Annotated in this window: 24 protein-coding genes and 7 tRNA genes; 20 read left to right on the top strand and 11 right to left on the bottom strand. The window is 73.7% G+C overall.

The window, feature by feature from the left end:
* Positions 1-86: 86 nt before the first annotated feature.
* The 8 genes from ACFV46_RS22760 (at position 87) to ACFV46_RS22795 (ending at position 11,239) form a co-directional block, all read left to right on the top strand.
* Complete coding sequence (locus ACFV46_RS22760) at positions 87-1,124, top strand: methionine ABC transporter ATP-binding protein (protein WP_385499443.1); 1,038 nt, start codon at positions 87-89, stop codon at positions 1,122-1,124.
* Positions 1,121-1,846: a methionine ABC transporter permease gene (locus ACFV46_RS22765; protein ID WP_361930805.1), complete on the top strand. Its 726-nt coding sequence runs from the start codon at positions 1,121-1,123 to the stop codon at positions 1,844-1,846. Before ACFV46_RS22760 ends, ACFV46_RS22765 begins: the two co-directional genes overlap by 4 nt.
* Before the next feature lie 72 nt (positions 1,847-1,918).
* The gene (locus ACFV46_RS22770) at positions 1,919-2,752 is read left to right on the top strand and encodes a MetQ/NlpA family ABC transporter substrate-binding protein (RefSeq protein ID WP_385499445.1); all 834 of its coding nucleotides are present in this window, start codon (positions 1,919-1,921) and stop codon (positions 2,750-2,752) included.
* Between the two features lie 162 nt (positions 2,753-2,914).
* Complete coding sequence (locus ACFV46_RS22775; RefSeq protein ID WP_361930810.1) at positions 2,915-3,553, top strand: GNAT family N-acetyltransferase; 639 nt, start codon at positions 2,915-2,917, stop codon at positions 3,551-3,553.
* 105 nt (positions 3,554-3,658) lie between these two features.
* Positions 3,659-4,870: a precorrin-6y C5,15-methyltransferase (decarboxylating) subunit CbiE gene (gene cbiE, locus ACFV46_RS22780; RefSeq protein WP_385499446.1), complete on the top strand. Its 1,212-nt coding sequence runs from the start codon at positions 3,659-3,661 to the stop codon at positions 4,868-4,870.
* A gap of 368 nt (positions 4,871-5,238) precedes the next feature.
* A complete protein-coding gene (cobT, locus tag ACFV46_RS22785; protein WP_385499449.1) occupies positions 5,239-8,946 on the top strand; it encodes a nicotinate-nucleotide--dimethylbenzimidazole phosphoribosyltransferase in 3,708 nt (1,235 codons plus the stop codon).
* Between the two features lie 166 nt (positions 8,947-9,112).
* Entirely contained in the window at positions 9,113-10,357 is a 1,245-nt protein-coding gene (cobA, locus tag ACFV46_RS22790; protein WP_385499450.1) for a uroporphyrinogen-III C-methyltransferase, read from the top strand.
* Between the two features lie 63 nt (positions 10,358-10,420).
* Positions 10,421-11,239 (top strand): RNA methyltransferase, encoded by an 819-nt coding sequence (locus tag ACFV46_RS22795; RefSeq protein ID WP_361930818.1) that lies wholly within the window; start codon positions 10,421-10,423, stop codon positions 11,237-11,239.
* Between the two features lie 3 nt (positions 11,240-11,242).
* On the opposite strand, the gene ACFV46_RS22800 is transcribed toward ACFV46_RS22795, so the two are convergent.
* Positions 11,243-12,625, bottom strand: a complete 1,383-nt coding sequence (locus tag ACFV46_RS22800) for a serine/threonine-protein kinase (protein ID WP_385499502.1) — start codon at positions 12,623-12,625, stop codon at positions 11,243-11,245.
* Between the two features lie 612 nt (positions 12,626-13,237).
* On the opposite strand from ACFV46_RS22800, the gene ACFV46_RS22805 reads away from it, so the two are divergent.
* The 3 genes from ACFV46_RS22805 (at position 13,238) to ACFV46_RS22815 (ending at position 14,939) form a co-directional block, all read left to right on the top strand.
* Positions 13,238-13,435 (top strand): hypothetical protein, encoded by a 198-nt coding sequence (locus ACFV46_RS22805; RefSeq protein WP_062674209.1) that lies wholly within the window; start codon positions 13,238-13,240, stop codon positions 13,433-13,435.
* A gap of 187 nt (positions 13,436-13,622) precedes the next feature.
* The gene (locus ACFV46_RS22810) at positions 13,623-14,567 is read left to right on the top strand and encodes a phosphotransferase family protein (RefSeq protein ID WP_385499452.1); all 945 of its coding nucleotides are present in this window, start codon (positions 13,623-13,625) and stop codon (positions 14,565-14,567) included.
* 81 nt (positions 14,568-14,648) lie between these two features.
* Complete coding sequence (locus ACFV46_RS22815) at positions 14,649-14,939, top strand: zf-TFIIB domain-containing protein (protein ID WP_361930822.1); 291 nt, start codon at positions 14,649-14,651, stop codon at positions 14,937-14,939.
* 52 nt (positions 14,940-14,991) lie between these two features.
* Here the strand turns inward: ACFV46_RS22815 and ACFV46_RS22820 are convergent.
* From ACFV46_RS22820 to ACFV46_RS22840, 5 genes are all read right to left on the bottom strand, one after another.
* Positions 14,992-15,063 (bottom strand) — tRNA-Val (locus ACFV46_RS22820).
* A 34-nt stretch (positions 15,064-15,097) separates the two neighbouring features.
* Positions 15,098-15,169: transfer RNA gene (locus ACFV46_RS22825), tRNA-Val, on the bottom strand.
* 34 nt (positions 15,170-15,203) lie between these two features.
* Positions 15,204-15,275 (bottom strand) — tRNA-Val (locus ACFV46_RS22830).
* Between the two features lies 1 nt (position 15,276).
* Positions 15,277-15,350 (bottom strand) — tRNA-Cys (locus tag ACFV46_RS22835).
* 38 nt (positions 15,351-15,388) lie between these two features.
* A tRNA-Gly gene (locus ACFV46_RS22840) sits at positions 15,389-15,461 on the bottom strand.
* A gap of 179 nt (positions 15,462-15,640) precedes the next feature.
* Here ACFV46_RS22840 and ACFV46_RS22845 point away from each other — a divergent pair.
* The 3 genes from ACFV46_RS22845 to ACFV46_RS22855 are packed head-to-tail and all read left to right on the top strand — an operon-like array spanning position 15,641 to position 18,379.
* Entirely contained in the window at positions 15,641-16,687 is a 1,047-nt protein-coding gene (locus tag ACFV46_RS22845) for a chorismate-binding protein (RefSeq protein ID WP_192806059.1), read from the top strand.
* A complete protein-coding gene (locus ACFV46_RS22850) occupies positions 16,684-17,505 on the top strand; it encodes an aminotransferase class IV (protein ID WP_385499453.1) in 822 nt (273 codons plus the stop codon). Before ACFV46_RS22845 ends, ACFV46_RS22850 begins: the two co-directional genes overlap by 4 nt.
* A 49-nt stretch (positions 17,506-17,554) precedes the next feature.
* Positions 17,555-18,379 (top strand): GNAT family N-acetyltransferase, encoded by an 825-nt coding sequence (locus tag ACFV46_RS22855; protein WP_361930827.1) that lies wholly within the window; start codon positions 17,555-17,557, stop codon positions 18,377-18,379.
* Positions 18,380-18,385: 6 nt separating this feature from the next.
* Here ACFV46_RS22855 and ACFV46_RS22860 read toward each other — a convergent pair whose 3' ends face one another.
* Positions 18,386-18,910: a DsbA family protein gene (locus ACFV46_RS22860; RefSeq protein WP_192806058.1), complete on the bottom strand. Its 525-nt coding sequence runs from the start codon at positions 18,908-18,910 to the stop codon at positions 18,386-18,388.
* Positions 18,911-19,089: 179 nt separating this feature from the next.
* Between ACFV46_RS22860 and ACFV46_RS22865 the strand changes: the two genes are divergently transcribed.
* Positions 19,090-19,533, top strand: a complete 444-nt coding sequence (locus tag ACFV46_RS22865; protein ID WP_361930937.1) for a hypothetical protein — start codon at positions 19,090-19,092, stop codon at positions 19,531-19,533.
* Between the two features lie 129 nt (positions 19,534-19,662).
* Positions 19,663-19,842 (top strand): hypothetical protein, encoded by a 180-nt coding sequence (locus tag ACFV46_RS22870; RefSeq protein WP_361930946.1) that lies wholly within the window; start codon positions 19,663-19,665, stop codon positions 19,840-19,842.
* 61 nt (positions 19,843-19,903) lie between these two features.
* On the opposite strand, the gene ACFV46_RS22875 is transcribed toward ACFV46_RS22870, so the two are convergent.
* The gene (locus ACFV46_RS22875; RefSeq protein WP_361930830.1) at positions 19,904-20,464 is read right to left on the bottom strand and encodes a CGNR zinc finger domain-containing protein; all 561 of its coding nucleotides are present in this window, start codon (positions 20,462-20,464) and stop codon (positions 19,904-19,906) included.
* A 324-nt stretch (positions 20,465-20,788) separates the two neighbouring features.
* The gene (locus ACFV46_RS22880; protein ID WP_004002642.1) at positions 20,789-21,202 is read right to left on the bottom strand and encodes an SsgA family sporulation/cell division regulator; all 414 of its coding nucleotides are present in this window, start codon (positions 21,200-21,202) and stop codon (positions 20,789-20,791) included.
* 191 nt (positions 21,203-21,393) lie between these two features.
* Here ACFV46_RS22880 and ACFV46_RS22885 point away from each other — a divergent pair, with 191 nt between their 5' ends.
* On the top strand, positions 21,394-21,852 hold the full coding sequence (locus ACFV46_RS22885) for a TIGR02611 family protein (protein ID WP_385499455.1): 459 nt from the start codon (positions 21,394-21,396) through the stop codon (positions 21,850-21,852).
* A gap of 85 nt (positions 21,853-21,937) precedes the next feature.
* Positions 21,938-22,009: transfer RNA gene (locus tag ACFV46_RS22890), tRNA-Val, on the top strand.
* Between the two features lie 309 nt (positions 22,010-22,318).
* Here ACFV46_RS22890 and ACFV46_RS22895 read toward each other — a convergent pair.
* On the bottom strand, positions 22,319-24,703 hold the full coding sequence (locus ACFV46_RS22895; RefSeq protein ID WP_385499457.1) for an SCO7613 C-terminal domain-containing membrane protein: 2,385 nt from the start codon (positions 24,701-24,703) through the stop codon (positions 22,319-22,321).
* A gap of 104 nt (positions 24,704-24,807) precedes the next feature.
* Here ACFV46_RS22895 and ACFV46_RS22900 point away from each other — a divergent pair, with 104 nt between their 5' ends.
* Together ACFV46_RS22900 and ACFV46_RS22905 are read left to right on the top strand one after the other, a co-directional pair.
* Positions 24,808-25,266, top strand: coding sequence for an SRPBCC family protein (locus tag ACFV46_RS22900; RefSeq protein ID WP_385499459.1), 459 nt, complete (start codon positions 24,808-24,810; stop codon positions 25,264-25,266).
* Positions 25,267-25,305: 39 nt separating this feature from the next.
* Positions 25,306-25,377: transfer RNA gene (locus tag ACFV46_RS22905), tRNA-Val, on the top strand.
* 46 nt (positions 25,378-25,423) lie between these two features.
* Here ACFV46_RS22905 and ACFV46_RS22910 read toward each other — a convergent pair.
* A complete protein-coding gene (locus tag ACFV46_RS22910; protein WP_361930940.1) occupies positions 25,424-26,149 on the bottom strand; it encodes an exonuclease domain-containing protein in 726 nt (241 codons plus the stop codon).
* Positions 26,150-26,194: the final 45 nt, after the last annotated feature.

Raw genomic sequence — 26,194 nt, forward strand, 5'->3', positions numbered from 1 at the left:
CGTGCTGCGTCCGGCTGCCTTCGACCACGTATGCCCCGTGCCCGGCGACCACGACGCGCCGCGCACTCGACAGTGACGGAACTCCAGTGATCACCACTTCGGGCCTCACCAAGGTCTACCGCTCGCGCGGCCGCGAGGTCACCGCCCTCGACGGCGTCGACCTGCACGTCCGCGAGGGCGAGGTGTACGGCGTCATCGGCCAGTCCGGCGCCGGCAAGTCCTCGCTCATCCGCTGCGTCAACCTGCTCGAACGCCCCACCGCCGGCACCGTGTCCGTCGCCGGTCAGGACCTCACCGCGCTCGCCGGACGCGGCCCCCGGGCCGGCAAGGAGCTGCGGCGGGCGCGCAGCCGGATCGGCATGGTCTTCCAGCACTTCAACCTGCTGTCCTCCCGGACCGTCCAGGACAACGTCGAACTGCCGCTGGAAATCCTCGGCATGTCCGGGAAGGAACGTTCCCGCAAGGCGCTCGGACTGCTCGACCTGGTCGGCCTCGCCGACAAGGCGAAGTCCTACCCCGCCCAGCTCTCCGGCGGCCAGAAGCAGCGCGTCGGCATCGCCCGCGCCCTGGCCGGCGACCCCAAGGTGCTGCTCTCCGACGAGGCCACCAGCGCCCTCGACCCGGAGACCACCCGCTCGATCCTCCAGCTGCTGCGCGACCTCAACCGGCAGCTGGGCCTGACCGTCCTGCTCATCACGCACGAGATGGACGTCGTGAAGTCGATCTGCGACTCCGCCGCCCTGATGGAGCGCGGCCGGATCGTCGAGTCCGGCACGGTCGGCGAACTGCTCGCCACCCCCGGCTCCGAACTGGCCTCCGCCCTCTTCCCGGTGGGCGGCGAGGCATCCGCCGACGACCGGACCGTCGTCGACGTCACCTTCCACGGCGAGGCCGCCACCCAGCCGGTCATCTCCCAGCTCTCGCGCACCTACAACATCGACATATCGATCCTCGGTGCCGCCATCGACACCGTCGGCGGTCTCCAGGTCGGCCGGATGCGGATCGAACTGCCCGGCCGCTACGAGGACAACGTCGTGCCGATCGGCTTCCTGCGCGAACAGGGACTCCAGATCGACGTCCTGGGCCAGGAGCCCGTACTGCTGAAGGAAGGTGCCCGGCCGTGACCTGGTCCGAAATGCAGCCCCTGCTGGAGCAGGCGTGTTGGGACACCCTCTACATGGTCGGCTGGTCCACCCTCATCGCGGTGGCCGGCGGACTCCCGCTCGGCATCCTGCTCGTCCTCACCGACCGCGGCGGACTCCTCCAGAACGTCCTCGCCAACAAGGTCATCGGGCAGATCGTGAACGTCGCCCGCTCGATGCCCTTCATCATCCTGATGGTCGCCCTGATGAGCTTCACCCGCTGGGTCACCGGCACGACCATCGGCCGCGAGGCCGCCATCGTGCCGCTCGCCATCGGCGCCATCCCGTTCTTCGCGCGACTGGTCGAGACGGCCGTCCGCGAGGTGGACGGCGGACTCGTCGAGGCCGTGCAGGCGATGGGCGGCAACACCTGGACCGTCGTGCGCAAGGTCCTCGTCCCCGAGTCGCTTCCGTCCCTCATCGCCAGCACCACGACCACGATCGTCGCCCTCATCGGCTACTCGGCCATGGCCGGCACGGTCGGCGCCGGCGGACTCGGCGACATCGCCATCCGCTACGGCTTCCAGCGCTTCGAGAGCGAGCTGATGTGGATCACGGTGGCGATCCTCGCCGTCGTCATCTCCGTCATCCAGGCCGCCGGCGACTACGCGGCCCGCTCCCTGCACCACCGCGGCGGCCGCTCCGGACCCGCGCCGAAGCTGCGCCTGCTGAAGGCCGCCACCGCCACGAGCGAGACCGTCTAGGTACCGCTCGCACCCCCGAACTCCCCGGGCACCCATGCCGGGGTCGCACCACCCCTAGGAAAGGCACTTTTCGTGCGTAACACCGCCAAGATCACCACCGCCGCCCTCGCCGTCGGAGCCCTCACCCTCGGGCTCTCCGCCTGCGGCTCGGACAAGGACTCCGGTTCCGACGCGAACGCCCCGCTGAAGGTCGCCGCCACGCCGACCCCCCAGGGCGAGATCCTCACCTACATCAAGGACAACCTCGCGAAGAAGGCCGGCCTCGAGCTCGAGGTCAAGGAGTTCACCGACTACGTGACGCCGAACACGGCCGTCCAGCAGGGCGAGGTCGACGCCAACTACTTCCAGCACAAGCCGTACCTGGACGACTTCAACAAGAAGAACGGCACCGACATCGTCGCCGTGCCGAACGCCACGGTGCACCTGGAGCCCCTCGGCGTCTACTCAAAGGGCGTCAAGAAGCTCGCGGACCTCGAGAAGGGCGCCACCGTCGCCCTGCCGAACGACACCACCAACGAGGCCCGCGCGCTCAAGCTGCTGGAGGCCAACGGCCTGATCGAGCTCAGGGCGGGCGTGGGCTACGAGGCGACCCCCAAGGACATCGCCTCCAACCCGAAGAACCTGAACTTCAAGGAGCTGGAGGCCGCCCAGCTGCCCCGCTCCCTCGCCGACGTCGACGCCGCCGTGATCAACGGCAACTACGCGCTCGAGGCCGACCTCAGCCCGGCCGACGACGCCCTCGCCGCCGAGTCCCCGAAGGACAACCCGTACGGCAACTTCCTCGCCGTGAAGAAGGGCGACGAGGACGACCCGCGCGTCGAGAAGCTCGCGAAGCTGCTCACCTCGCCCGAGGTGAAGAAGTTCATCGAGGACAAGTACGACGGCGCCGTCGTCGCCGCGTTCTGAGCCGGCCGACCGCCATCTGACGGGGCGTTCGACGCGTATCGCCCACCACGGGGTCCCCACCTTCACCGGGTGCGGGCCCCGTGGTGCGGTTCAGTGCTTTCATGCTGCATGCTGGGCAGTTCGCAGGCCCTGAAGGTATTTCCGACGGTTACGGAGCGGCGCATGACTGGCACCTTCCCCACCATCTCCATCAGCACGGAGCGGTTGGTGCTGCGTCCCCTCGACGAGGACGACGTGCCCGCACTCGCCGAGATGATGAACGACGAACAGGTCGGCGCCTGGACGGACGTGCCCCAGCCGTTCACCGAGGACCGCGCCCGCACCTGGATCACCGAGTACGCCCCCGCCGAACGGGAGGCGGGCCGCGGACTCGACCTCGCCGTCACCGAGTTCCTCACCCAGCGTCTGGTCGGCATCGTCCAACTGGCCAAGACCAACTGGCACGTACGCGCCACCGAGCTCTCCTACATCGTCGCCCCCTGGGCCCGCGGCGAGGGCTACGCCTCCGAGGCCGCCCTCGCCACCGCCCAATGGCTGTTCGCCGACCAGAAGTTCGAGCGCATCGAACTGCGCACGGCCGCCGACAACACCGCCTCCCAGCAGGTCGCCCAGAAGATCGGCTGCATCAGCGAGGGCGTCCTGCGCAACGCCTGCATAGCCCACGTGCGCACCGAGGACGGCACCTGGACCGATGTGCGCACCGACTTCATCGTCTGGAGCCTCCTGCCCGAGGACCTCGACGGCGCCGGGGACCACCTGGCCGGATCCGGCGGCTTCACCTCCTACGGCGAGTGGAACTGAGCCGGACCCGGACGCCCGGCGGCCCCGCCGCGACCAGGTACCCTCACGAGGCCCGGTCCTCGGGCTCCCCATGACGACCTGCGCGCACCCAGGAGACTGACGACGATGGCCGACCGCGTCACGGTGATCGGCTGGGACGGCTCGCCGCTGACCGCCGCGGCACGCTCCGCCCTCGGTGCGGCCACCCTCGTGGCCGGCGCCGCCCACCATCTGGCGCTCCCCGAAGTGCCGCCCGCCGCCGAGCGCATCCGCCTGGGCAGCGTCGCCCTCGCCGCCCGCCGTATCGCGGGCCACCGCGGCACCGCGGTCGTGCTCGCCGACGGCGACCCCGGCTTCTTCGGCGTCGTACGCACGCTGCGCGCCCCCGAGTTCGGCCTCGAGGTCGAGGTCGTCCCCGCCGTCTCCTCCGTCGCCTCGGCCTTCGCCCGCGCCGGGATGCCCTGGGACGACGCACAGGTGGTCGTGGCACATCCGCGCACCCTGCGACGCGCGGTGAACGTGTGCCGCGCCCACACCAAGGTCGCCGTGCTGACCTCGCCGGGCGCCGGTCCCGCCGAACTGGGCCTGCTCCTGGAGGGCGTCCACCGCACCTTCGTGATCTGCGAGGAACTGGGCACCGGCCGCGAACAGGTCACCGTCGTCACCTCCGACAAGGCCGCCGACCACACCTGGCGCGACCCCAACGTCGTGATCGTCGCCGGCGGCACCGCCCCCGCGCCCGACGGCATCGGCTGGATCGCGGGCCGCGACCCGTCCACCGGCCCCCGCGGCTGGACCCTGCCCGCCCAGTCCTACGGCGGCCTCATGGGCGAGGGCGAGCTCGAACCGCTGCGCGCCGCCCAGCTCGCCCGGCTCGGCCCCCGCCTCGGCGACCTCGTCTGGGACATCGGCTGCGGCAGCGGCGCCTTCGCCACCGAGGCCGCACGGGCCGGCGCGGCCGTCATCGCCGTCGACAGCGACCCGCGGGCCTGCGAGCGCACCGAGGCCAACGCGCGCGCCTTCGGCGTCCAGACCCAGATCGTCCACGGCACCGCCCCGCACGTCCTGGAGAACCTCCCCGAACCGGACGTGGTCCGCGTCGGCGGCGGGGGAGCGGCCGTCGTCTCCGCCGTGGCCGACCGGCGCCCGCAGCGCATCGTCACCCACGCCGCGACCCGCGACGCCGCCGAACTCATCGGCCGCGACCTCACGGAGCACGGCTACGACGTCGAGTGCGCCCTGCTGCAGTCCGTCGAACTCGACACGCGGGCCTGGACGGAACGCGAGCGGAGCGTCGCGTTCCTGCTCAGCGGGGTTCTGCCCGATCGCTCGGTGTGACCGTCCGACCATCCCCGTGATCCTGTTGTCGTACCGCTCGCGGTAGGCTGGCCGACTGTTGTACCGCATGTGGACGCCCGGCGGTTCGTCGGCCAATGTCCGGAAAAACGCTCCCGGTTCGGAGCGGGTGTGGTACGGCGAAACCGGAGGACGCGCAACGTGGCGCAGTCCACAGCGGCCCGTCGCGGATCAGCCTGTCGCGACGGCCGAACGGCCAGGACAATGCCACTCAATGGCTTTGTCGCCTTTTTTGGGCGGGTCGTTCGTGCCGCTGGGCTCGGACGCTCGTTCTTCATGGCGGGGGCGGTCGGTGCGCCGTCCCCGGTGAGCAGGACGTGGAAGCACTAACCGATGGGCGAGGGGTACGCATGACCGACACCGGCCAGGTCCCGGGCGAGGGACTGCCGGAGAGCGCAGGCATGGTGGAGCAGCCGGGCGTCCCCGCGGCGCCGGATGCGTACAGCTACCTCTCCGAGACTCCCGCCGAGGAAGAAGACCTGCTCCTGCCCGGCTCCCAGGGCGCCTGGGGCAACGAGGTCGCCCCGCCCGCGCCGGAGCCGGTCGTCGAGGCCGTGCACGAGCCCGACGCGCACGAGCTCTCCGGCCGCGACAGCGGCTCCGTCGACCTGACCGGCGTACGGCTGCCCGGGCCTTCCGCGCCCACGGCCCCCACGACGCCGATCCCGCCGATCACCCCCCGGCGCCCCCTGCACCTGGGCCCGCCGATCCCCGACGCCTCCGCCAGCCCGGTCCGTTCACTGGCCGACCGGGGTGCCGTCGGCATGCCGGTCCGGCAGCCGGGCCCGGCCGTCCCCGAGCACACCGAGGCGCAGGCCCCGGCGCAGGCGGCCGCCTGGGGGGCGCCCGCCCCCGCGCCGATCGGCACCGAGGCCCAGGCTGCCGAAACGGTTGTCCCGGCCGCCGAGCCCGTCGGCGCCGCGCAGGCGGTCGTGGCGCGGGTCGCCACGGAGGCCGGTGCCGCCTCGGGCGTCGCCCAGGCCCACGAGGCCGGTGCCGGCGCGCAGGCCGCCGAGGCCCAGGCGCCCGTCGCCCAGGACGAGTCGTACGGCGCACCCGAGCCGTCGCCCGAGCACGCCGCGGCCGTCCCCGGCCAGGCCGGCGCCCCGGCGCCGGTCGCGCACGAGTCGCATGGGGACGCGTCCGCTCCGGTCACGACCGGCGGGGCCCCGCAGGACGCCGTCGAGCCCCAGGGCGTCGCCGCAGCCCCGCAGGACGTTCAGCCCGGCGAGCCCGAGCAGGCCCCGGCCGCTCCCGAGGTCGCCGAAACTCCCGAGGCCCCGCAGAGCGCCGAGATGCCGGCCCCCGAGGCCGCACCCGTCGCCGAGGCGCCGGAGCCCGAGGCGGTCATGCCCGAGCCCGTCATGCCCGAGGCCGTAGAGCCCGAGCGCGCCCCGGTCCAGGAAGCCCCGGCCCCGGTCGCCGAGGCCCCCGAAGCCGCCCCGCAGAACGTCGAGGTCCCGGCGGACGCCGAGGCCCCCGGCGCGGAGGCACCCGAGGCACAGCCCCAGCCCGAACCGGTCCGGGCCCCCGAGCCCGTCCCGGCGCACGCACCGGAGCCCGTGGCCGCGTCGCACGCCCCCGAGCCCGTCCAGGTGCTCCCGCCCCAGGCCCCGGCCCCCGAGCCCGTCCCCGCCGACGTGCCGGACGGACCGGAACAGGCCGAGCCGCAGGCCACCGCCACCGCCGTACCGGAGCAGCCCGAGCCGGAGGCCGTCGCGGTCCCCGAACCGGCCGCCGAGGCCCCCGTCGCCGAGGAGGCCGCCGTGCCGCCGAGCGAGCCCGCCCCGGCCGGGCAGCCGGCCCAGTTCCCCGACGCCGTGGCGCCCCAGGCCGGGCAGCCGCTGCCCGAGGCTTCCGAGGCCCCGGCCCCCGAGGCCGTCCCCGCCGAAGCCGTCCAGCCGCTCGCGGCGGCCGCCGCCCCCGAGCCGGTGACGCTCGAGCAGTACGCGGCCGAGCAGTACCTCGCCGAACCGGCGGGCCCGCAGCTCAGTCCGGCCGCCGGGCCGGACGACGCCGTGGCCGTGATGCCCGGCGCCGTCTCCCAGGAGCCCGCACCGGGCCAGCCGCTCGGTCAGTTCGTCCCGGTCGAGGGCACCGTGCCGACCACTCCGCACCTCGCACCCACCCCGCCGCAGCCGCTCGTCCTGCCCACCGAGGAGCCCCCGGCGCCCGCCGCCGAGGTGCCCGCCCCCCGCGAGGCCGACCCCGGACTCGTCCAGCACGCCGACGACCTGGACACCCGGGCCGCCGACGAGGAGGCGCAGGCGGAGGAGGCCCCGGCGCAGGACGCCCCGGCCGCGGAGGAGCCCCAGCGGCCCGGCGGCCCCGCCGCACCCGCGTACGACGACGCCGAGCGCGAGGCCGTCCTCAAGGTGATGCGCGAGCGCCGCGACATCCGCAACGGCTTCCGCAGCGACCCCATCCCGCACGAGGTGCTGCTCCGGGTCCTGGAGGCCGCGCACACAGCGCCCTCCGTCGGCCACTCCCAGCCCTGGGACTTCGTCGTCATCCGCTCGTCGGAGACCCGGCGCACCATGCACGAACTGGCCATGCGCCAGCGTGAGGCCTACGCCAAGTCGCTGCCCAAGGGCCGCGCGAAGCAGTTCAAGGAACTGAAGATCGAGGCCATCCTCGACACCCCGGTGAACATCGTCGTCACCGCCGACCCCACCCGCGGCGGCCGCCACACCCTCGGCCGGCACACCCAGCCGCAGATGGCGCCGTACTCCGCCGCCCTCGCCGTCGAGAACCTCTGGCTCGCCGCCCGCGCCGAGGGCCTCGGCGTGGGCTGGGTCAGCTTCTTCGACGAGCGCGAGATGGTCCGCGCCCTCGGCCTGCCCGAGCACCTGGAGGTCATCGCCTACCTGTGCGTCGGGTACGTCGACGAGTTCCCGGACGAGCCCGAGCTGCTCCAGGCGGGCTGGTCCAAGCGCCGCCCGCTGTCCTGGGTCGTCCACGAGGAGACGTACGGCCGCCGCGCCCTGCCCGGCGAGGAGCCGCACGACCTGCTCGCCGAGACCGTCTCCCAGATCCGCCCGCTCGACGCCAAGGCGCTCGGCGAGGCGTGGGAGCGGCAGAAGCGCATGACCAAGCCGGCCGGTGCGCTCGGCATGCTGGAGATCATCTCCGCCCAGCTGTCCGGCCTGTCCCGGCAGTGCCCGCCCCCGATCCCGGAGCCCGCGGCCGTCGCGATCTTCGCCGGTGACCACGGTGTGCACGCCCAGGGCGTCACCCCGTGGCCGCAGGAGGTCACGGCCCAGATGGTGGCCAACTTCCTCGGCGGCGGCGCCGTCTGCAACGCCTTCGCCGCCCAGGTCGGCGCCGAGGTCTGCGTGGTCGACGTGGGCGTGGCCGCGGACCTCCCGGCCACCCCGGGCCTGCTGCCCCGCAAGGTCCGCGCCGGCACCGCCGACATGACGACCGGCCCCGCGATGACCCGCGAGGAGGCCAAGCAGGCCATCGAGGTCGGCATCGAGACCGCCCGCGACCTGGTGGCGGCCGGCAACAAGGCGCTGCTGACCGGTGAGATGGGCATCGCCAACACCACGGCGTCCGCCGCGCTGATCTCCCTCTACACCGGCACCGACCCGGCCGAGGTCACCGGCCGCGGCACCGGCATCAACGACGAGACGCTGGCCCGCAAGACCGAGGTCGTGCGGCGCGCCCTGGAGTTCCACCAGCCGGACCCGGCCGACCCGATCGGGGTCCTCGCCGCGATCGGCGGTCTGGAGCACGCCGCGCTGGTCGGTCTGCTGCTCGGCGGTGCCTCCCTGCGCACGCCGGTGATCCTGGACGGCGTGAGCGCCGGCGCCGCCGCCCTGGTGGCCCGCGCGATCGCCCCCGAGGTGCTGGCCGCCTGCATCGCCGGTCACCGCAGCGCCGAGCCCGGCCATGTGGCGGCCCTGAACAAGCTGGGTCTGCGCCCCCTGGTCGACCTCGACCTGCGGCTCGGCGAGGGCACGGGCGCGCTCCTGGCCCTCCCGCTGGTCCAGAGCACGGCCCGGGCGATGCACGAGGTGGCGACGTTCGACTCGGCGGGCGTCACCGAGAAGTAGCCGGGTGCCTGGGGACCCGGAGCCGCGCGCCCCGGGTCCCCTCGCCCTGCGCGGGGAACGGTGGGCCGCCCAGCCTTCGGACACCCTGACCGCCGGTGCCGTCCGCAGCATAAAATCCGCACGTCAGGGCATCGCCCCGCCGCCACCCCAAGGGAGCCGCACCCTCATGGCCGAACACCCCGCCTATCCCGTAGGCCTGCGCCTGACCGGTCGCCGGGTCGTCGTCCTCGGCGGTGGCCAGGTCGCCCAGCGCCGCCTCCCGGCGCTCGTCGCGGCGGGCGCCGACATCCGGCTGGTGTCCCCGGAGGCGACCCCGTCGGTCGAGGCGATGGCGGACGCGGGGGAGATCGCCTGGCACCGGCGCCGCTACGAGGAGGGCGACCTCGCGGACGCCTGGTACGCCCTGATCGCCACCAGCGACCCGGAGGCCAACACGGCCGCCTCCGCCGAGGCCGAACGGCACCACGTGTGGTGCGTCCGCTCCGACGACGCCGACGCGGCGACGGCCTGGACGCCGGCCACCGGCCACAGCGAGGGTGTCACCGTCGCCGTCCTCACCACCGACGCACGCGGCCGCGACCCCCGGCACACCGCCGCCGTGCGGGACGCGGTCGTCGAGGGCCTGCGCGACGGCACCCTCGTCGCCCCGCACCACCGCACCCGCAAGCCCGGCGTCGCCCTCGTCGGCGGCGGCCCCGGCGACCCGGACCTGATCACCGTGCGCGGCCGCCGGCTGCTCGCCGAGGCGGACGTGGTCATCGCCGACCACCTCGGCCCGCGCGACCTCCTCGCCGAACTGCCGCCGAGCGTCGAGGTGATCGACGCGGCGAAGCTGCCGTACGGCAGGTTCATGGCCCAGGAGGCCATCAACGAGGCGCTGATCGAGCACGCCCGCCAGGGCAAGTCGGTGGTGCGGCTCAAGGGCGGCGACCCCTTCGTCTACGGCCGTGGCATGGAGGAGGTCATCGCTCTGGCGGAGGCCGGCATCCCGTGCACGGTCGTGCCCGGCATCTCCAGCTCGATCTCCGTGCCGGGCGCCGCCGGCATCCCGGTGACGCACCGGGGCGTCGCCCATGAGTTCACGGTGGTCAGCGGCCATGTCGCCCCCGACGACGAGCGGTCCCTGGTGGACTGGCCGTCGCTCGCCAGGCTCACCGGCACGCTGGTGATCCTCATGGGCGTCGGCACCCTCGCCAAGGTCGCCGAGACGCTCATCGCCCACGGGAAGTCACCGGACACCCCGGTGGCCCTGGTCCAGGAGGGCACCACGGCCGGGCAGCGCCGGGTCGACGCGACGCTCGCCACGGCCGGCGCCGCGGTGGTCGAGCACGAGGTGAAGCCGCCCGCCGTCATCGTCATCGGCGCGGTCGTGAAGGCGGGCCCCGCCGCCTCGGAAACCCCCCAGACGTAACCGCGGGTAACACCCCCGCCCCGCACCGTTGGCACCACACCCAGGACAAGGCAGTATCACTCCGTGGCCGATCTCATCACCGTCGACGACCCCGACGACCCGCGTCTGCGCGACTACACGGGCCTGACCGACGTCGACCTGCGCCGGCGCCGCGAACCCGCCGAGGGCCTGTTCATCGCCGAGGGCGAGAAGGTCATCAGACGGGCCAAGGAAGCCGGCTACGAGATGCGCTCGATGCTGCTGTCGGCCAAGTGGATCGACGTGATGCGCGACGTCATCGACGAACTCCCGGCCCCCGTCTACGCGGTCAGCCCGGACCTCGCCGAACAGGTCACCGGCTACCACGTGCACCGCGGCGCGCTCGCGTCCATGCAGCGCAAGCCGCTGCCCAGCGCCACCGACCTGCTGCACACCGCCCGCCGCGTCGTGGTCATGGAGTCGGTCAACGACCACACCAACATCGGCGCGATCTTCCGCTCCGCCGCGGCCCTCGGCATGGACGCCGTCCTGCTCTCCCCGGACTGCGCCGACCCGCTGTACCGCCGTAGCGTCAAGGTCTCGATGGGCGCGGTCTTCTCCGTGCCGTACGCCCGTCTGGAGACCTGGCCCAAGGCGCTGGAGACGGTCCGCGAGGCCGGCTTCTCACTGCTCGCCCTGACCCCGGACGAGAAGGCGAAGACCCTCGACGAGACCGCCCCGCACCGGATGGACCGGGTGGCCCTGATGCTCGGCGCCGAGGGCGGCGGCCTGACCACGCAGGCCCTGGTCGCCGCCGACGAATGGGTGCGCATCCCCATGTCGCACGGTGTCGACTCCCTCAACGTGGGCGCCGCGGCCGCCGTCGCGTTCTACGCGGTGGCCACGGGCCGCCCCGAGGTCTGACGGCTACTCCGGGATCTCGAACTCGGACGAGTACCGCTCGTCCATCGTCCCGTGGTCCGGCGCCACCGGCTGCTCCTGCGCGGGGCGCCCGCCGCCGGTGCCGCCGAGGCCCCGGTCCGGGCCCTGGCAGCCCTGGGCGGCCGCGATGCCGAGCGCCACGAGCAGCGTCACCACGACGAACACGAACAGCCGCTGGCGCAGGAGCTGCGGATTGGCGGGCCGGCGCCCGGTCCCCGTGTTCCGCGGAGCCGTACGGCCGGTGCCGCCGCGCGTCACGGGCCGGCCGCCCTTGCGCGGGGTGCCGCGCGGCGCGGGCGTCGGCCGGGACCCCGCGCGGGACACGGAACCGCCGCCGGTCCGCGGCGCGGAACCGTCCCGGGAAGGCCCGGGCACCCGGCCCGCACCGCCGCCGCGCGGTCCGGCCGCACCGCGGGGCGGGGGAGTGCCGGGCGAGCGCCGCTGCACCCGCTGCGGTTCCGGATACGTGTCGGCGAGCCGGCCGGTGACCCGGTCCGCCTCGGCGGCGCGCTGCGCCGGCGGGCGTACGTCCCCGAGCCCCTGCGCCTCCCGGGCGGCGATCTCCTTCAGGCGCAGCGACAGCTGCAGGGTGCTGGGCCGCTCCTCGGGGTCCTTCGCCAGACAGGCGCGCACCAGGGGCGCGAGGGCGTCCGGCACCCCGTGCAGCTGCGCCTCCTCGTGCACGACCCGGTACAGCATCACCTCGGAACTGCCGTGCCCGAACGGCGAGTCGCCCATCGACGCGTACGCGAGCGTGGCGCCCAGGGAGAAGACGTCCGTGGCCGGGGTGACGGCGGCGCCGCGCACCTGCTCCGGGGCGAGGAAGCCGGGCGAGCCGACCGCCGTGCCGACATGGGTGAGGGTCGAGGCGCCCGTGGCCCAGGCGATGCCGAAGTCGATGATCCGCGGCCCCTTGGGGGACAGCAGGATGTTGGACGGCTTCAGATCCCGGTGCACGACCCCTGCCTCGTGGACCGCGACCAGCCCCTCGGACAGGGCGGCCCCCACGGCGGCGACCTCCGCGGCCCCCAGCGGGCCCTCGTCGGCGACCTTGTCGTGCAGGGACGGGCCGGGCACGTACTGCGTGGCGAACCAGGGGCGCTCCGCCTCCAGATCGGCGGCCACCAGCCGGGCCGTGCACCCGCCCCGGATCCGCCGCGCCGCCGAGACCTCCCGCGCGAACCTGGAGCGGAACTCCTGGTCCTCCGCCAGATCGGGCCGGATCACCTTGAGCGCGACCCGCTGCCCCTTCTTGTCGGAGCCCAGGTACACGACACCCATTCCGCCCGCGCCCAGCCGTCTGTGAAGCCTGAACGATCCGACGACGCGCGGGTCCTCGCGCCTCAGGCGCATCATCGCCATGTTCATCCCCGCTGCCCGGTCCGTGTGACGTGCCACAGCTTACGTTTCCACGGGCCGCCGCGCGCAGAGGCCGCGCCCTCTCGGCCCGGTGGATTGTCGCGCGCGAACCGCGAAGGTGAAAGCCGGTCAGCAAGCTGACGCACAAGGCGACTTCACTGCCTCCGCCGGGTCAACCCGCAGTGCGGTAAGGGAGGTTGGGTCCGCTTCGACGCACAGCAGGACGGGGGAGGCGGGGGAGCGGGACGTCGGCCGGACCGTTCCGCCGGCGAGGGACAGGTGCGGACGCCACCCGAGGATCGCGGGCCCGTCGGCCGGCACCGAGTGAGAGAAGTCACCCGGTGGGGCCTGCCGGAACCCCGCAGGACACCCCGGAGAAAACGGGCGGACCGGACGTCCCCTCCGGGAAGACCCCGAGACCCGCGCGCCGGTCTCCACCCAGGGGAGTACTCCGCCCACGGGGGCTCATCCTCCGGGAGGCCCGCCAATCGGTACGAGGGCATGACGTGCGGAACGGGCCGCGCCCCTAGATTTGAGGTCAAGCGGCGGGTGCAGCACTCGTCCCCCGAGGTCAGACGCCCGCCGCTGCAGACAGATCCGACACAGGTCAGGAGAGGGACCATGGCCCAGACGGCACCGCGGGCACTGCTCCGCACCCAGGCGCGCTTCCTGCCGCGCCCCCGCCGCCAGGGCCGCCGGCACCCGCTGGTGGCGACGCTGATGGCCCTTCCCCTGGCGGCCCTGCTCCTGCTCGTCTTCGACGGGTGGGAGACGGTGGCCACACAGGCGTCGTCCGTGGGTGTGATGCTGGGGCGCTGAGCGGCGACCCCAGGCCCGGAAGAGCGGTCCGGGCGAGGACATCCATCCATGAAACCCCGTGGGGACGGGGGTGCGGCGGACGGCACAGATGCCGGCGCAGCTGGGGAGCTGCGCCGGCATTGCTCTGCCCGGCCCCGGTGGCGTACGCGTACGCTCGCCCCAGCCGACCCGCCTGCGAGGACCCGAAGTGACCGCCCATCCACTACTGCCCGACCTCGCCGCGCACGCCAAGGCCACGGCCCACTCCCTCACCCCGTCCTGCGGCTCCTGCGCGGCCGTCACCCTCGCCGACCGCCCCGACGCCACGGTCGTCCGCCACGCCGGCACCGTGGCCAAGGCCCACCCCCCGGACAGCACCCCGGCCGACCTGGTCCCCCGCCTCGCCGTCGCCGCCCGGCTCCCCGGCCTCCTCCTGGCCCCGCTCACCCCCGAGCCCGCCCATCTGCACGGCCGCCTCGTCACCTGCTGGCCGTACGGCCGCCCCGTGGACCCGGCCGATCCCGACGCGGCGCCCTGGGAGGAGGCGGCCACGCTGCTCGCGGGCCTGCACCGCACCCCCGTCCCGGCCGGTCTGCCCGCGATGCGGGGACCGGCGAAGGCCGCCCGCGCCGTGACGCGGCTCCGCTCCACCACCGCCGCCCCGGGCACGGCGGCCACCGCGGTCCTGCGCGCCTGGGACACCCTCCCGGCCTGGGCCCGCGCCGAGGCCCCGCAACCGGCGCCGGGCGCGCTGTGCCACGGCGACTTCCACCTCGGCCAGCTCGTCCGGCACCCGGCGCCCGACGGCCCGTGGCTGCTGATCGACGTCGACGACCTCGGCACCGGCGCGCCGGCCTGGGACCTGGCCCGCCCCGCCGCCTGGTACGCCTGCGGCCTGCTCCCGCCCGACGAGTGGAGCCGCTTCCTGACCGCCTACCGGGCCGCCGGCGGCACCGCCGTCCCCGCCGAGGGCGATCCCTGGCCCGCCCTGGACGTCCCGGCCCGCGCCCTCACCGCGCAGACGGCGGCCAGGGCGATCACCAAGGCGCGGGAAGAGGGCCGGCCGCTGGACGAGGTCGAGCAGTGCCTGGTGGACGCCTGTGACCGAATGGTGCCCGTCCCGCCCGAGTTGACCCAGGCTTCCCCGAAGTAGGGTGCAACCGACCGCAGCCGGGCAGAGTCTGTCCTGGCGAGACGCGAAGCAGGACCGACCGGCGAGGAGTTGAGCCGAACGATGCAGTGTCCGAAGTGCCATGCGCCGATGCACACCTACAACCGCAACGGCGTCCAGATCGAGCAGTGCAGCGGCTGCCGCGGGATCTTCCTGGACTACGGCGAGCTGGAGGCCCTGACCCGCCTGGAGTCCCAGTGGACCCAGCCGGCCCCGCCGCCCCCGGCCGCCCCGCAGGCCTACCCGGCCGCAGCTCCGCAGGCCCCGGCGTGGGGTGCCCCGCACGGCGGTCACGGCGCCCACTACGGCCACCGCCGCCACAAGAGCTTCGGCCACATGCTGTTCTCCAGCTGAGCCGCCGGGCACGAGGAAGCCCCCCGGTCGACGACCGGGGGGCTTCGGTGTGTGGACGATACTGGGATTGAACCAGTGACCTCTTCCGTGTCAGGGAAGCGCTCTCCCGCTGAGCTAATCGTCCTCGGGACCACGACCCGGGGGCCGTGGGCACTGCGTGCGCGATACTGGGATTGAACCAGTGACCTCTTCCGTGTCAGGGAAGCGCTCTCCCGCTGAGCTAATCGCGCGGGTCAGACCTTCGATGATCGATCGAAGATCCAGTGGACGATACTGGGATTGAACCAGTGACCTCTTCCGTGTCAGGGAAGCGCTCTCCCGCTGAGCTAATCGTCCTTGGAGGTGGAGACGGGATTTGAACCCGTGTAGACGGCTTTGCAGGCCGTTGCCTCGCCTCTCGGCCACTCCACCAGGAGTGAGGGGGTCGGGAAGATCCCCTTGTTCCTTCGAGCGGACGACGAGGCTCGAACTCGCGACCTCAACCTTGGCAAGGTTGCGCTCTACCAACTGAGCTACGTCCGCTTGTCGTTTCCGTCCCGCTCGCGCGGCCCGGCGACGAGTTGAACTCTAGCGGATTCCGGGGCCAGCACAAAAACGCGTTTGCGCAGCGTGCTGCGCCTCACCTGCCCGGTGAGCCGGGGAACCGTCCCGGGAGGACAGGGCCAGGTCGTCGCGGGGGCACCGGCCATAGACTCGACGGCGTGCACGACCTCCCGCCTCTCGCCCGTTTCGGCGACCGCGTCGCCACCGGTCTCCTGGACGTCACCAGCGACCCCGCGGCCCTCGACTCCAGCGGCTTCTGGGCCGTCTGCGCCGACTTCGAGGGCGCCCTGACCTGCGCCCGCTTCCGCGACGTACGGCGGGAGGAGGTACCCGCGCCGGTGCCGGGCGCCTGGGCCGGACCGGCGGCCGGTGACTGGACGTCATCTCTCGACCGCGCCGCGTACACGGCCGGGGTGCGGCGCATCCGTGAGCACATCGCGGCCGGCGAGGTCTACCAGGCCAACCTCTGCCGTGTGCTGAGCGCGCCCGTCGCGGCGGACGCCGACGTCGACGCGCTGACCGCGCTCCTCGCGCGCGGCAACCCGGCGCCGTACGCCGGAACGATTCGGCTGCCCGGGCACGGCGTGGAGATCGCCACCGCCTCGCCCGAGCTGTTCCTGCGCCGCGACGGGCGTGTCGTGGAGTCCGGGCCGATCAAGGGCACCGGCCGCACCGAGGCGGACCTCCTGGAGAAGGACTACGCCGAGAACGTGATGATCGTCGACCTGGTGCGCAACGACATCGGCCGGGTCTGCGCCACCGGCTCGGTGTCCGTCCCCGACCTGTGCGCCGTGGAGAAGCACCCGGGGCTCGTGCACCTGGTCTCCACCGTCCGCGGCGAACTGCGCCCCGGCGCCGGCTGGCCCGAACTCCTCGACGCCGCCTTCCCGCCCGGCTCCGTGACCGGCGCGCCCAAGTCCAGCGCGCTGCGGATCATCGACGCGCTGGAGACGGCACCGCGCGGACCGTACTGCGGAGGGATCGGCTGGGTCGACGCCGACCGCGGCACCGGCGAGCTGGCCGTCGGCATACGAACCTTCTGGATCGACCGGGACGCGGGCGCGCTGCGTTTCGGCACCGGCGCGGGGATCACCTGGGGATCGGATCCGGAGGGGGAGTGGCGGGAGACCGAGCTGAAGGCATCCCGGCTGCTCGCGGTAGCGTCGGGCGCGTACGAGGTGAGTGGAGAGGGACTGCAACCGTGAAGATCTGGCTCGACGGCGGGCTGAAGGACATCGAGACCGCCCGCGTCTCCGTCTTCGACCACGGTCTGACCGTGGGCGACGGCATCTTCGAGACCGTGAAGGCGGTGGACGGCCGGCTGTTCGCGCTGACCCGGCACCTCGACCGGCTGACGCGCTCGGCGCTGGGGCTCGGCCTGCCCGCCCCCGACCACGACGAGGTCCGCCGCGCCTGCGCCGCCGTCCTCGAGGCCAACCCGATGCCGCTCGGCCGGCTGCGCATCACCTACACCGGCGGACAGGGCCCGCTCGGCTCCGACCGTGGCGAGCACGGCCCCACGCTGGTCGTCGCGCTCGGCGAGACCAGCCGCCGCCCCGACAGCACCGCCGTGATCACCGTCCCCTGGACCCGCAACGAGCGGGGCGCGCTCACCGGCCTGAAGACCACCTCGTACGCCGAGAACGTCGTCGCCCTCGCCCGCGCCCATGAACACGGGGCCTCCGAGGCCCTGTTCGCCAACACCGTCGGGCAGCTCTGCGAGGGCACCGGCTCCAACGTCTTCGTCGTCCTGGACGGCGAGATCCACACCCCGCCGGTCGCCTCGGGCTGCCTCGCCGGCATCACCCGCGCCCTCACCGTCGAGTGGACCGGCGCCAAGGAGACCGACCTGCCGCTGGACGTGCTGGAGCGGGCCGACGAGGTCTTCCTCACCTCCACCCTGCGGGACGTCCAGGCCGTGCACCGCGTCGACGACCGCGAACTGCCGGGCGCGCCGGGACCGGTGACCGCCAAGGCCATGCGGATCTTCGAGGAGCGCTCCGGCGACGACCTGGACCCGTGACCGGGAATTCGGCTGCCGTGGACGCGGCGCGCTGGGTAGAACTCACCTGATGACCACGACCCTGCGGCCGACCGAGCCGCTTCAGCACCACGCCGACGGGACCCGTTCGCGCCGCTACCAGGTGTGTGTGAACGGGCGCCCCGTGGGCGTCCTCCTGCTGGGCACGCACCCCGTCTTCGGCGAGGGCGTGGCCCGGATAACGGAACTGCGCATCGAGGAGGCCGACCGGCGGCGCGGCCGGGCCACCGTCGCCGCCCTCGCCGCGGAGGAGGTGGCGCGCGGCTGGGGCTGCCACCGCATCGAGGTGACCGTCCCCGGGGACGCGGTCCCGGCACTGCGCCTGGTCACCGCCCTCGGCTACCTCCTGCGCAACCGGGGCATGGCGAAGGCCCTCGGCGACACCCCGCCCCCGCTCCCGGCGGGCACCCGCGCGCGGCCCATGACCGGGCCCGAGTACGAGACATGGCTGGTCAAGAGCGACGAGGACTACGTCCGCAGCTGGGTCGAGCGCGGTGTCCCCGAGGACGAGGCCCGGGTCAAGTCGCAGCGGGACCACGAGGCACTCCTGCCCCAGGGGCTCGCCACCCCCGGCACCTCCATCGACGTCCTGGAGCACGAGGGGACGCCGGTGGGCACCGTATGGGTCGGCACCCGGCAGGGCCGCGCCTATGTGTACGACGTCGAGACGCGTCCGGAGCACCGGGGCCGGGGCCACGGCCGCTCGCTGATGCTCCAGGCGGAGGGCCGGGCGATCGCCGCCGGGCACCGCTTGATCGGCCTCAACGTCTTCGCGGGCAACACCGCGGCCGAGCGGCTGTACGACTCGCTCGGCTACGAGACGACGGTGTACGCCCTGTACAAGGCGCTGCTGTAGCCGCCGTCAGGCCCCCGCCTGCTCCGCCAGCAGCCGGTCCACGATCTCCTCGACGCGCTCGCGCAGCCCCTCCTGGCTCTTGCCGCCGTCGAGGCGCTCGCCGTCGATCACATAGGTGGGGGTGCCGGTCACGCCGATCGCCTTGCCCTCGGCCTGGTCGGCGTCGACGATCAGGATGTGCCGGCCGTCGATCAGCGCGGTGTCGAACTCCTCCGCGTCCAGGCCCAGTTCCCGGGCCACCTCGATCAGGAAGGGCTCGCCCTGGCGGTCCAGCTCCTCGACCCGGCCGAGCACGGCCTCGACGTACGGCCACCCCTGTCCCTGCTCCAGGGCCTCCTCGGCGGCCTGAGCGGCGGCGAAGGCGTGCTTGTGCTTCTCCAGCGGGAAGTGCCGCAGGCGCAGCTCCAGCCGGTCGCCGTAGCGGGCGCGCAGGGCGCGCAGATCGTCCAGGGCGCCACGGCAGTCGGGGCACTGGAGCTCGCACCAGAAGTCGAGGACGACGGCGGCGCGGTCGGGGGAGGAGTCGTTCATGGTCCCCAGTCTCCCAGTCCCGGCCGGGGCGGCCCAATCCGGCCCGTGACCGGCACCTGCGGAGGAGACGACCCGGAGATCTCCCTGATGTCGGCCCGAGCCGTGGCCGCGCCGGGCGGCGACGGTGCAGGATGGAAGGGACGAAAGCCCCGTCGGACGCAGCCCGCCTGGAGGACCGGATGATTGCCGAGACCGTCTGTTCCGCCGTCGCCGTGGCCGGCCTGGGCATCGCGGCGGTCACGGCGTACCGCAAGCGTTTCCTCGCGGCCACGCGCATCGCGGCGTACGCGCTGGTGCCCCTGGGGCTGGTGATGACCGGCGTCGTGGACTGGCTGGCCGACACCGCCTTCAGCCCGACGGCCTGGGCGGGCTTCGGCGTCCTCGGGCTGGCCTGGGTGCTGTTCGCGAGCACCCGCGCGGTGGAGCGCCGCAGAGGCGGCACCCGCAAGGAGCGCAAGGAGGCCCGCGCGGCCGAGCGCCGCGAGGCGGTGGCCCCGGCGGCTTCCGCACCCTCGCTGGGCGAGGGGTCCACGCCGTCGAAGCGGCCCGCGTCCGCCCCGCGCGCCGAGCCCGCGGACGACTTCAGCGACATCGAGGCCATCCTGAAGAAGCACGGCATCTGACCGGGGCCCACCAGGCGGAAGCGACACAGTGGGTCGCCCCGAGGCCCTGAAACGATCACGATTCGGACCGGACCTCACGGATTACGGCGAACACCCGCTCATTCCGGGCGCGCTGATCGCGAAGCGGTGATGATCTGCGCCATCATCGCCCGCGAGATGCTGGACACGACACAGAGCGAGGCCGCGCCACCTCAGGACGAGCCTCGTGGGTGCCTCTTCGCCCTTTCCCAGCCACCGCTGATGATCTTCCTTGCGGTGATCGGGTGTCTGCTGCTCATGGCTGCGCTGCACGATCTGCTGCTGCTCTGAGCCGTACCCGCGGTCCCCGGCGCCACCCGCCGGGGCCCGCGTCGACACTCCGTCCGGCGTCTCAGCCGGTGGCCTCCTTGCGGCGCGCCCGGTAGGCGGCCACATGCAGGCGGTTGCCGCAGGTACGGCTGTCGCAGTACCGGCGGGAACGGTTGCGCGAGAGGTCCACGAAGGCGTGCCGGCAGTCCGGAGCCTCGCAGCGCCGCAGGCGCTCCTGCTCCCCGGCCACCACGAAGAAGGCCAGCGCCATGCCGCAGTCCGCCGCGAGATGGTCCGCCACCGAGGCGCCGGGCGCGAAGTAGTGCACATGCCAGCCGTGGCCGTCGTGATCGGTCAGGCGCGGAGTGGTGCCCGCGGCGGCCACCAGCTCGTTGATCAGCCCGGCCGCGGCCCTCGGGTCGGCCGCCGCGAAGATCGACGCGAACCGTCCGCGCACCTTGCGCACCGCGGACAGGTCGAACTCGGACAGCACCCCGACATCGCTGATGTCGTGCTTTCGCACGAAGTCGGCGAGGGCCGTGATGTCCGACAGCCCGTCCTCGGCGCCGTCCTCGTCCGGCGCGGTGTTCACCAGATCCACCACGACATCGAGTGCGCACCGGGCGTCATGGGTGATCAGCACGTTCTGCTCCCTGGCCTGGGGGGTGGGCGTGGGCGCCCGCCGATGCTGGCCGATGGTAGTGGCTCACCCAGCCGGCACACCGCCGTCGTCCGCACATGGCTTCGAATACAACGCCCGAGGAGCGCTCACGGTTCCCCCGGCGGCGGACGGGCCGTCCGGACGTCCAGGGCGGCGCACCACGGCCCCGCACCGCTCACGGGCCCCGAAACACCGGCGCCGCCCTCGCGACAGCGAGGACGGCGCCGGTGGCCTGCCTATGCGGTTGTCCTGGCCCGAGCCGTCACCCCGAGTCGACGGCGCCGGGCGGCTTGCGGGGATCTCGCCCTAGCTTTCCGCCAGGATGTGCGAGAGCTCCTGGTCGAGGTCGAAGTGACGGTGTTCCGTACCGGGGGGCACGGCGGCGTCCGTCCGCTTCAGGAAGGACTCCAGGGCTCGCGCGGGGGCTTCGAGGAGTGCCTCGCCCTCAGGAGAGCTCAGGGCGATGCAGACGACCCCCTGACCATGACTGCGCGACGGCCAGACACGGACGTCGCCGGTACCGGTGGGCCGGTGGAGGCCCTCGGCGAGGAGGTCGCGGGCGAACACCCACTCGACGGTCTCCTCGGCTCCGGTGTGGAAGGTGGCGTGCACGGCGTAGGGGTCGGCCGTGTCGTACCGCAGGCCTGCGGGGACAGGCAGGGAGGACTCGCTCGACACAACGAGGCGCAGGTGCAGCTCGCAGCTGACCGTGGTGTTCATAAGCGCCAGGGCCTTTCGCTCAGTGTGCGCTCGGGGATTCGCACGTCGGCGAAATCGACATGCCACCTACGGTGCCGTTGTAAACCCCTCTGAGTGTTTTGCGTGGGATTACGTAACTCTTCCGGCCGAGAACCCGTTCGTGCGGTACGACCATTTCGGTGACCGGATTCGGTCCGGTAGGGTTTGGCCGTATGAATACGGGGAGTGACGAGACGGGTGGCGCCGTCGCGGCGTCCGAAGGGGCGCAGGTGGGCAAGGCGCGGGACGACGGCGAGCGGGCCCTGGGCTCCCGGGCGCCCGAGTTCGTCAAGGCGCGGCGCCTGCTGCACCTGAGCTGGCAGGTGGGCGTCTTCATCATCGGCCTGGCGGTCGTGGTGGCCGGCATCATCATGCTGCCGCTGCCGGGCCCCGGCTGGGTCGTGATCTTCGGCGGCATGGCGATCTGGGCGACCGAGTTCGTCTGGGCCCAGCTGGTGCTGCGCTGGACCAAGCGCAAGGTCACCGAGGCGGCGCAGAAGGCGCTCGACCCGAGGGTGCGCCGGCGCAACATCGTCCTGACCTCGATCGGCCTCGTGATCATCGCCGTGCTGGTGGGGATCTACGTGTGGAAGTTCGGCGTCGTCATGCCGTGGAAGATCGAGGACCAGTGAGCGCGCGGGGTGCGGAGGCTCTCCGGGCCGGTTCCGGGGCGGTCACCCGCACCCCCTGACATGGGGTAATGTTCTTCCTGCGCCGGGGCGATTAGCTCAGTGGGAGAGCGCTTCGTTCACACCGAAGAGGTCACTGGTTCGAACCCAGTATCGCCCACCCGGATCCGACGGCCCGCCTGTGAGACCACAGGCGGGCCGTCGGCGTGTGAGGACACGGTCGCCGCGGACGGTGACGGTCCGTTACCTGGCGTGGGTGCCGAGGGTCGCGCCGAAAAGGATCAACAGGACCTTCGCGCGCTTCGGGAAGAAGTATCCGAAGATCAGGTCAAGGCGGACTTTCGGCCGTACCGGACTTCCGGAAGAACTCCAACACCCGGGCGTCCGGAGGGAATCCGCCGGACGCCTTCCGGAATGCGATCGGATTCCCGCGCGAATATGAGGCGATGAATGCGCCGCCGGCCCTGGCTCAGCGCATGGTGCCCAGGAAGTCCCGCACCCGCCGGGCGTCCCGCAGACGCTGCTCGTACGTCGCCCCGACGGCCAGCAGCAGGAGGCCGGCGAGCGCCGGGGGCACCCAGCGGGGGAGCGCGTCGGTCACCTGGGCGATGTACGGGGCGAGTTCGTGCAGGGCGTCCAGGGCGAGCACCCCGCCGCCCAGCAGGAGCGGCGCCTGGAGGTGGTGACGGGCGCCCAGCAGCGTGAGGGCCAGCGCGGCCAGGCCCAGCAGCAGGGGGCGCGCCCAGTGCGTGTCGCCCCATGCGGCCAGCAGGCTCGGCACGAGCGTGGCGGCGAGCCCGGGACCGTACGCCGTCCAGGAGGAGACCCGCGCATCGCGGCGCCTGCCGAGGGCGCCGACGACCAGGGCCGGGACGGAGACGGGCAGCGTGTACGCCTCCGGGGTGCCGACGTCCCACGCCGCCAGGCGCACCCACGCGGCCAGCACGAACAGCGCGGTGGCCGCGAAGGCGACCGGACGGCGGCCCGGGCGCAGAGCGGTCCCGGACGCGATCACCCCGCACAGCGCCAGCACGAGGGCCAGCATCGGCAGGTCGCCGGGGACGGCGGCGAGGCCCAAGGCGAGCAGCGCGACCGCCGCACCCGTGACCTCGACCGGGACCGTCGCCCGGGCGGTGTCCCCGAGCCGGGCCGCGAGCAGGGCCGCCGCCACCGGCACCACCAGGACCAGCACGGCGGTGTCCTGCGGCCGCCAGCCGGCGGCGGCACCCGACGCGCAGACGAGGGCGGTGGCGTACACGAGGGCGGCCGGGGCCGTGACCGGTGCGGAACGCGGCGTCCACGACGCCGCCGCGAAGAGCGCGGTGAGGACGGCCGTCACGGTCAGGGTCGCGCCCTGGCCGGCCAGGGACAGCAGGACGAGGGGCAGCGTGGTCAGCAGCGCGAGCACCGTCGCGGTCAGGTGAAGGGGCGAGGGCCGCTCGGGGGTCCGCGGCCAGGCCGACGCCGCGAGCGCCCCGGCGGTGAGGCACCCGAGCGCCGCCAGGCCCACGGCGTACGGGACGTCCAGCACCGGCGGCAGCACCAGCGCCGTCGCCCACCCGAGGACCAGCGCACCGGTCAGGGCGCGGGCGCGTCCCACCGCCTCGCGCGCCAGGACCAGGACACCGGCGACCGCCACCAGGACGACGGGCACCGTCTCGGAGTACGGGGGCCAGGGCACGTCGGCGGTGACCGCCGCGCGCGCGCCCGCGGGCGCCCCGGCCCACACCCGCTCGATCCAGGCGGCCGGACCGGTGAGGGCGACCGCCACCAGCGGCAGCGTCCACAGCAGGGCCAGCCCCTGGACGGCGGCGGAGGCGTGGACCAGGCCCCGGCGCACCGCCCGCGGCAGCCGGGCCCACCGGGTCACGGCGAGCAGGGCGATCCCGCAGGCCAGATACGCCGGGACCGTCCACAGGGCGGGCAGCGCGGACCGGACCGTACCGCCGATCGCGGCGACCGTGAGCAGCCCGGCGGCGACCGCCAGACCGCCCGCCTGCCGCTCGGCCGACGGATGCCGGGCCGCCGTCAGGGCGACGCCCGCCGCGAGGAGGAGGAGCGCCGCCGCACGGGCGGCGGCGCTCGGGCCGGTGGCCGTCCACGACAGCCAGCCGGCGGCCCACGCCCCCGGGACGCCCAGGCCGCAGGCGCCGACGACAGCGGTCCGCCGGACCGGCCCGGCCGGCCCCCGCAGGGCCACCGCCCCGTCACAGGCCGCCGTCACCAGCATGGCCAGGGTGACTCCGAACGGACCCGCGTCGAAGGCCACCGCGCCCAGCACGAGCGGCAGTTGGGCGGCCATCAGAGCCGCGGGCCGGGGCAGGCGCAGCGCCGAGGCGCGCGGCAGCAGACCGTACGCCGCCCACAGGGCCGCGAGCGCCGCCGAGGCGACGGCGGTGTATCCCGTGGCGTCCGTGCCGGTCAGCGCGGCCTCGTGCAGCGCGTACGCGTCCAGCGCGGTCAGCGCGAGCCCGAGGCCCGCCACCGACTCGGCCGTCGAGCGCAGTCCCCGCTTCAGCAGCGGTGCCGGCGCGGCGAGCACCGCCACCGTGACGGCGCCCAGCACCAGCGCCCGCCCCGCGATGCCGAGTTCACCCCAGCTCACCAGGGTGAACGCGATCGCCGCGACGGTGAGCAGCACACCGCCGAGCAGCAGCAGGACGTTCTGCACCCGGGGCGCAGAGGCCTCCGGGCGCGGCGGGGCGACGGGTGCGGGGGCCGGTGGTGCGGCCGCGTGGAGGGCCCTGACCAGCCAGGCCCGCCGGTGCAGCAACTGGGCCCGGCGGGCGTCCAGTCGGCGCAGCTCCAGATCCAGGAGCCGCAACTCCTCGGCCGGTGGCGGAATGTGCGTCATGACGGGAGTGTGGTCCGCGTCACGCCCGCCCGGCATGAGTGCCGGTACTCAGAAGACGTACTCAGATCACGTGCGGACCCGCTCCGGCGGGGCACACTGCGCGCATGGACTGGAGCCACTACCGCTTCCGCAGCCTGTGGGAACTCCCCGCGCCGCCCGCCGTCGTGCACGAGGTGCTGGAGCGCGCCGAGGACTACCCGCGCTGGTGGCCGCAGGTCCGGGAGGTGCGCCGGATCGACGACACCACCGGCGTGATCACCGTACGGTCCCTCCTGCCCTACGACCTCACGTTCACCGCTCGAGAGGCGAGGGACGACCGCGCGGCCGGCGTCCTGGAGATCGCCATCTCCGGGGACCTCGACGGCTGGGCGCGCTGGACGATCAGCCCGCACGGCGCCGGGTGCCTGGCCCGCTACGACCAGGTCGTCCACGTGAACAAGCCGCTGCTGCGGCGGTTCGCGGTGCCGGGCCGGCCGCTGTTCCGCGCCAACCACCGGCTGATGATGCGCGCGGGCCGCCGCGGCCTGCTGGCGTTCCTGGCCGAGCGCCGCCGAGCGGTTTGAAGGAACCGCGCGGGGACCTGTATGGTTCAGTGCGTTCCCGGGCGATTAGCTCAGTGGGAGAGCGCTTCGTTCACACCGAAGAGGTCACTGGTTCGAACCCAGTATCGCCCACCGGGAGAAAGCCGGTCCGCATCGAGCGGGCCGGCTTTTCCGCTGTTCAGGCCGCCGCCGGGAGGTCCGGGCGCAGCGGCCAGGCCGGGTCCACCGACTCCTCCGTGCCACTGCGTGCGAACCACGCCTGCAGGCCGCGCGCCTGCGCCGCGTGCCACACCGCCTGCAAGGTGTGCAGCTCCGCCGGGGACAGGCGTTCCAGGCGGGCCGCGAAGCGGCGGGCCACCGCGCGGACGACCTCCAGCGACGCCAGCGCGTCGGCCGCCGCGTCGTGCGCGTCCTCCAGTTCGACCTCGTAGTGCGCGCACAGGTCGGTCAGGGTGCGGCGCCCCTTGCGGTAGCGGTCCAGGTGCTTGTCCAGGACGCGCGGGTCGAGCACCGTCAGCTGCGCGCTCTCGAACCAGCGGGACAGCGAGGAGGCGCGGTGCCGCCGCAACTCGCGGTCCAGCAGCGTCAGATCGAATGGCGCGTTCATCACCACCAGCGGCCGGCCCGCCGTGGCCTGCACCGCCAGCTCCTCGGCTATCTCCTGCATCACCGGCGCCGGCCAGCGGCCGTTGCGCTGGAGGTGATCCTCCGTCAGACCGTGCACCGCCGTCGCCGCCTCCGGCACCGGAACACCGGGGTTCACCAGCCATCGTGTCACCCGGGGCCGGGTCCCCGGGGCGTCCTGGACGACGACGGCCGCCGAGACGATCCGGTCGGTCTCGACGTCCACGCCTGTCGTCTCCGTGTCGAATGCCGCCAGCGGGCCTTCGTACCAGCACGCCATACCGCTCAACTCCTCGTCCATCCATGGCAGCTGACGTCCCGTCTT

The organism is Streptomyces sp. NPDC059852 (genome assembly GCF_042731455.1).
Taxonomy (GTDB): domain Bacteria; phylum Actinomycetota; class Actinomycetes; order Streptomycetales; family Streptomycetaceae; genus Streptomyces.

Excerpts from the sequence above, each read along its gene's own strand:
- ACFV46_RS22775 (WP_361930810.1), top strand. The coding sequence starts at position 2,915 with ATGACTGGCACCTTCCCCACCATCTCCATCAGCACGGAGCGGTTGGTG.
- cbiE (WP_385499446.1), top strand. The coding sequence starts at position 3,659 with ATGGCCGACCGCGTCACGGTGATCGGCTGGGACGGCTCGCCGCTGACC.
- cobT (WP_385499449.1), top strand. The coding sequence starts at position 5,239 with ATGACCGACACCGGCCAGGTCCCGGGCGAGGGACTGCCGGAGAGCGCA.
- cobA (WP_385499450.1), top strand. The coding sequence starts at position 9,113 with ATGGCCGAACACCCCGCCTATCCCGTAGGCCTGCGCCTGACCGGTCGC.
- ACFV46_RS22800 (WP_385499502.1), bottom strand. The coding sequence starts at position 12,625 with ATGAACATGGCGATGATGCGCCTGAGGCGCGAGGACCCGCGCGTCGTC.
- ACFV46_RS22805 (WP_062674209.1), top strand. The coding sequence starts at position 13,238 with ATGGCCCAGACGGCACCGCGGGCACTGCTCCGCACCCAGGCGCGCTTC.
- ACFV46_RS22815 (WP_361930822.1), top strand. The coding sequence starts at position 14,649 with ATGCAGTGTCCGAAGTGCCATGCGCCGATGCACACCTACAACCGCAAC.
- ACFV46_RS22855 (WP_361930827.1), top strand. The coding sequence starts at position 17,555 with ATGACCACGACCCTGCGGCCGACCGAGCCGCTTCAGCACCACGCCGAC.
- ACFV46_RS22860 (WP_192806058.1), bottom strand. The coding sequence starts at position 18,910 with ATGAACGACTCCTCCCCCGACCGCGCCGCCGTCGTCCTCGACTTCTGG.
- ACFV46_RS22865 (WP_361930937.1), top strand. The coding sequence starts at position 19,090 with ATGATTGCCGAGACCGTCTGTTCCGCCGTCGCCGTGGCCGGCCTGGGC.
- ACFV46_RS22870 (WP_361930946.1), top strand. The coding sequence starts at position 19,663 with ATGATCTGCGCCATCATCGCCCGCGAGATGCTGGACACGACACAGAGC.
- ACFV46_RS22880 (WP_004002642.1), bottom strand. The coding sequence starts at position 21,202 with ATGAACACCACGGTCAGCTGCGAGCTGCACCTGCGCCTCGTTGTGTCG.
- ACFV46_RS22885 (WP_385499455.1), top strand. The coding sequence starts at position 21,394 with ATGAATACGGGGAGTGACGAGACGGGTGGCGCCGTCGCGGCGTCCGAA.
- ACFV46_RS22895 (WP_385499457.1), bottom strand. The coding sequence starts at position 24,703 with ATGACGCACATTCCGCCACCGGCCGAGGAGTTGCGGCTCCTGGATCTG.
- ACFV46_RS22900 (WP_385499459.1), top strand. The coding sequence starts at position 24,808 with ATGGACTGGAGCCACTACCGCTTCCGCAGCCTGTGGGAACTCCCCGCG.
- ACFV46_RS22910 (WP_361930940.1), bottom strand. The coding sequence starts at position 26,149 with ATGGCGTGCTGGTACGAAGGCCCGCTGGCGGCATTCGACACGGAGACG.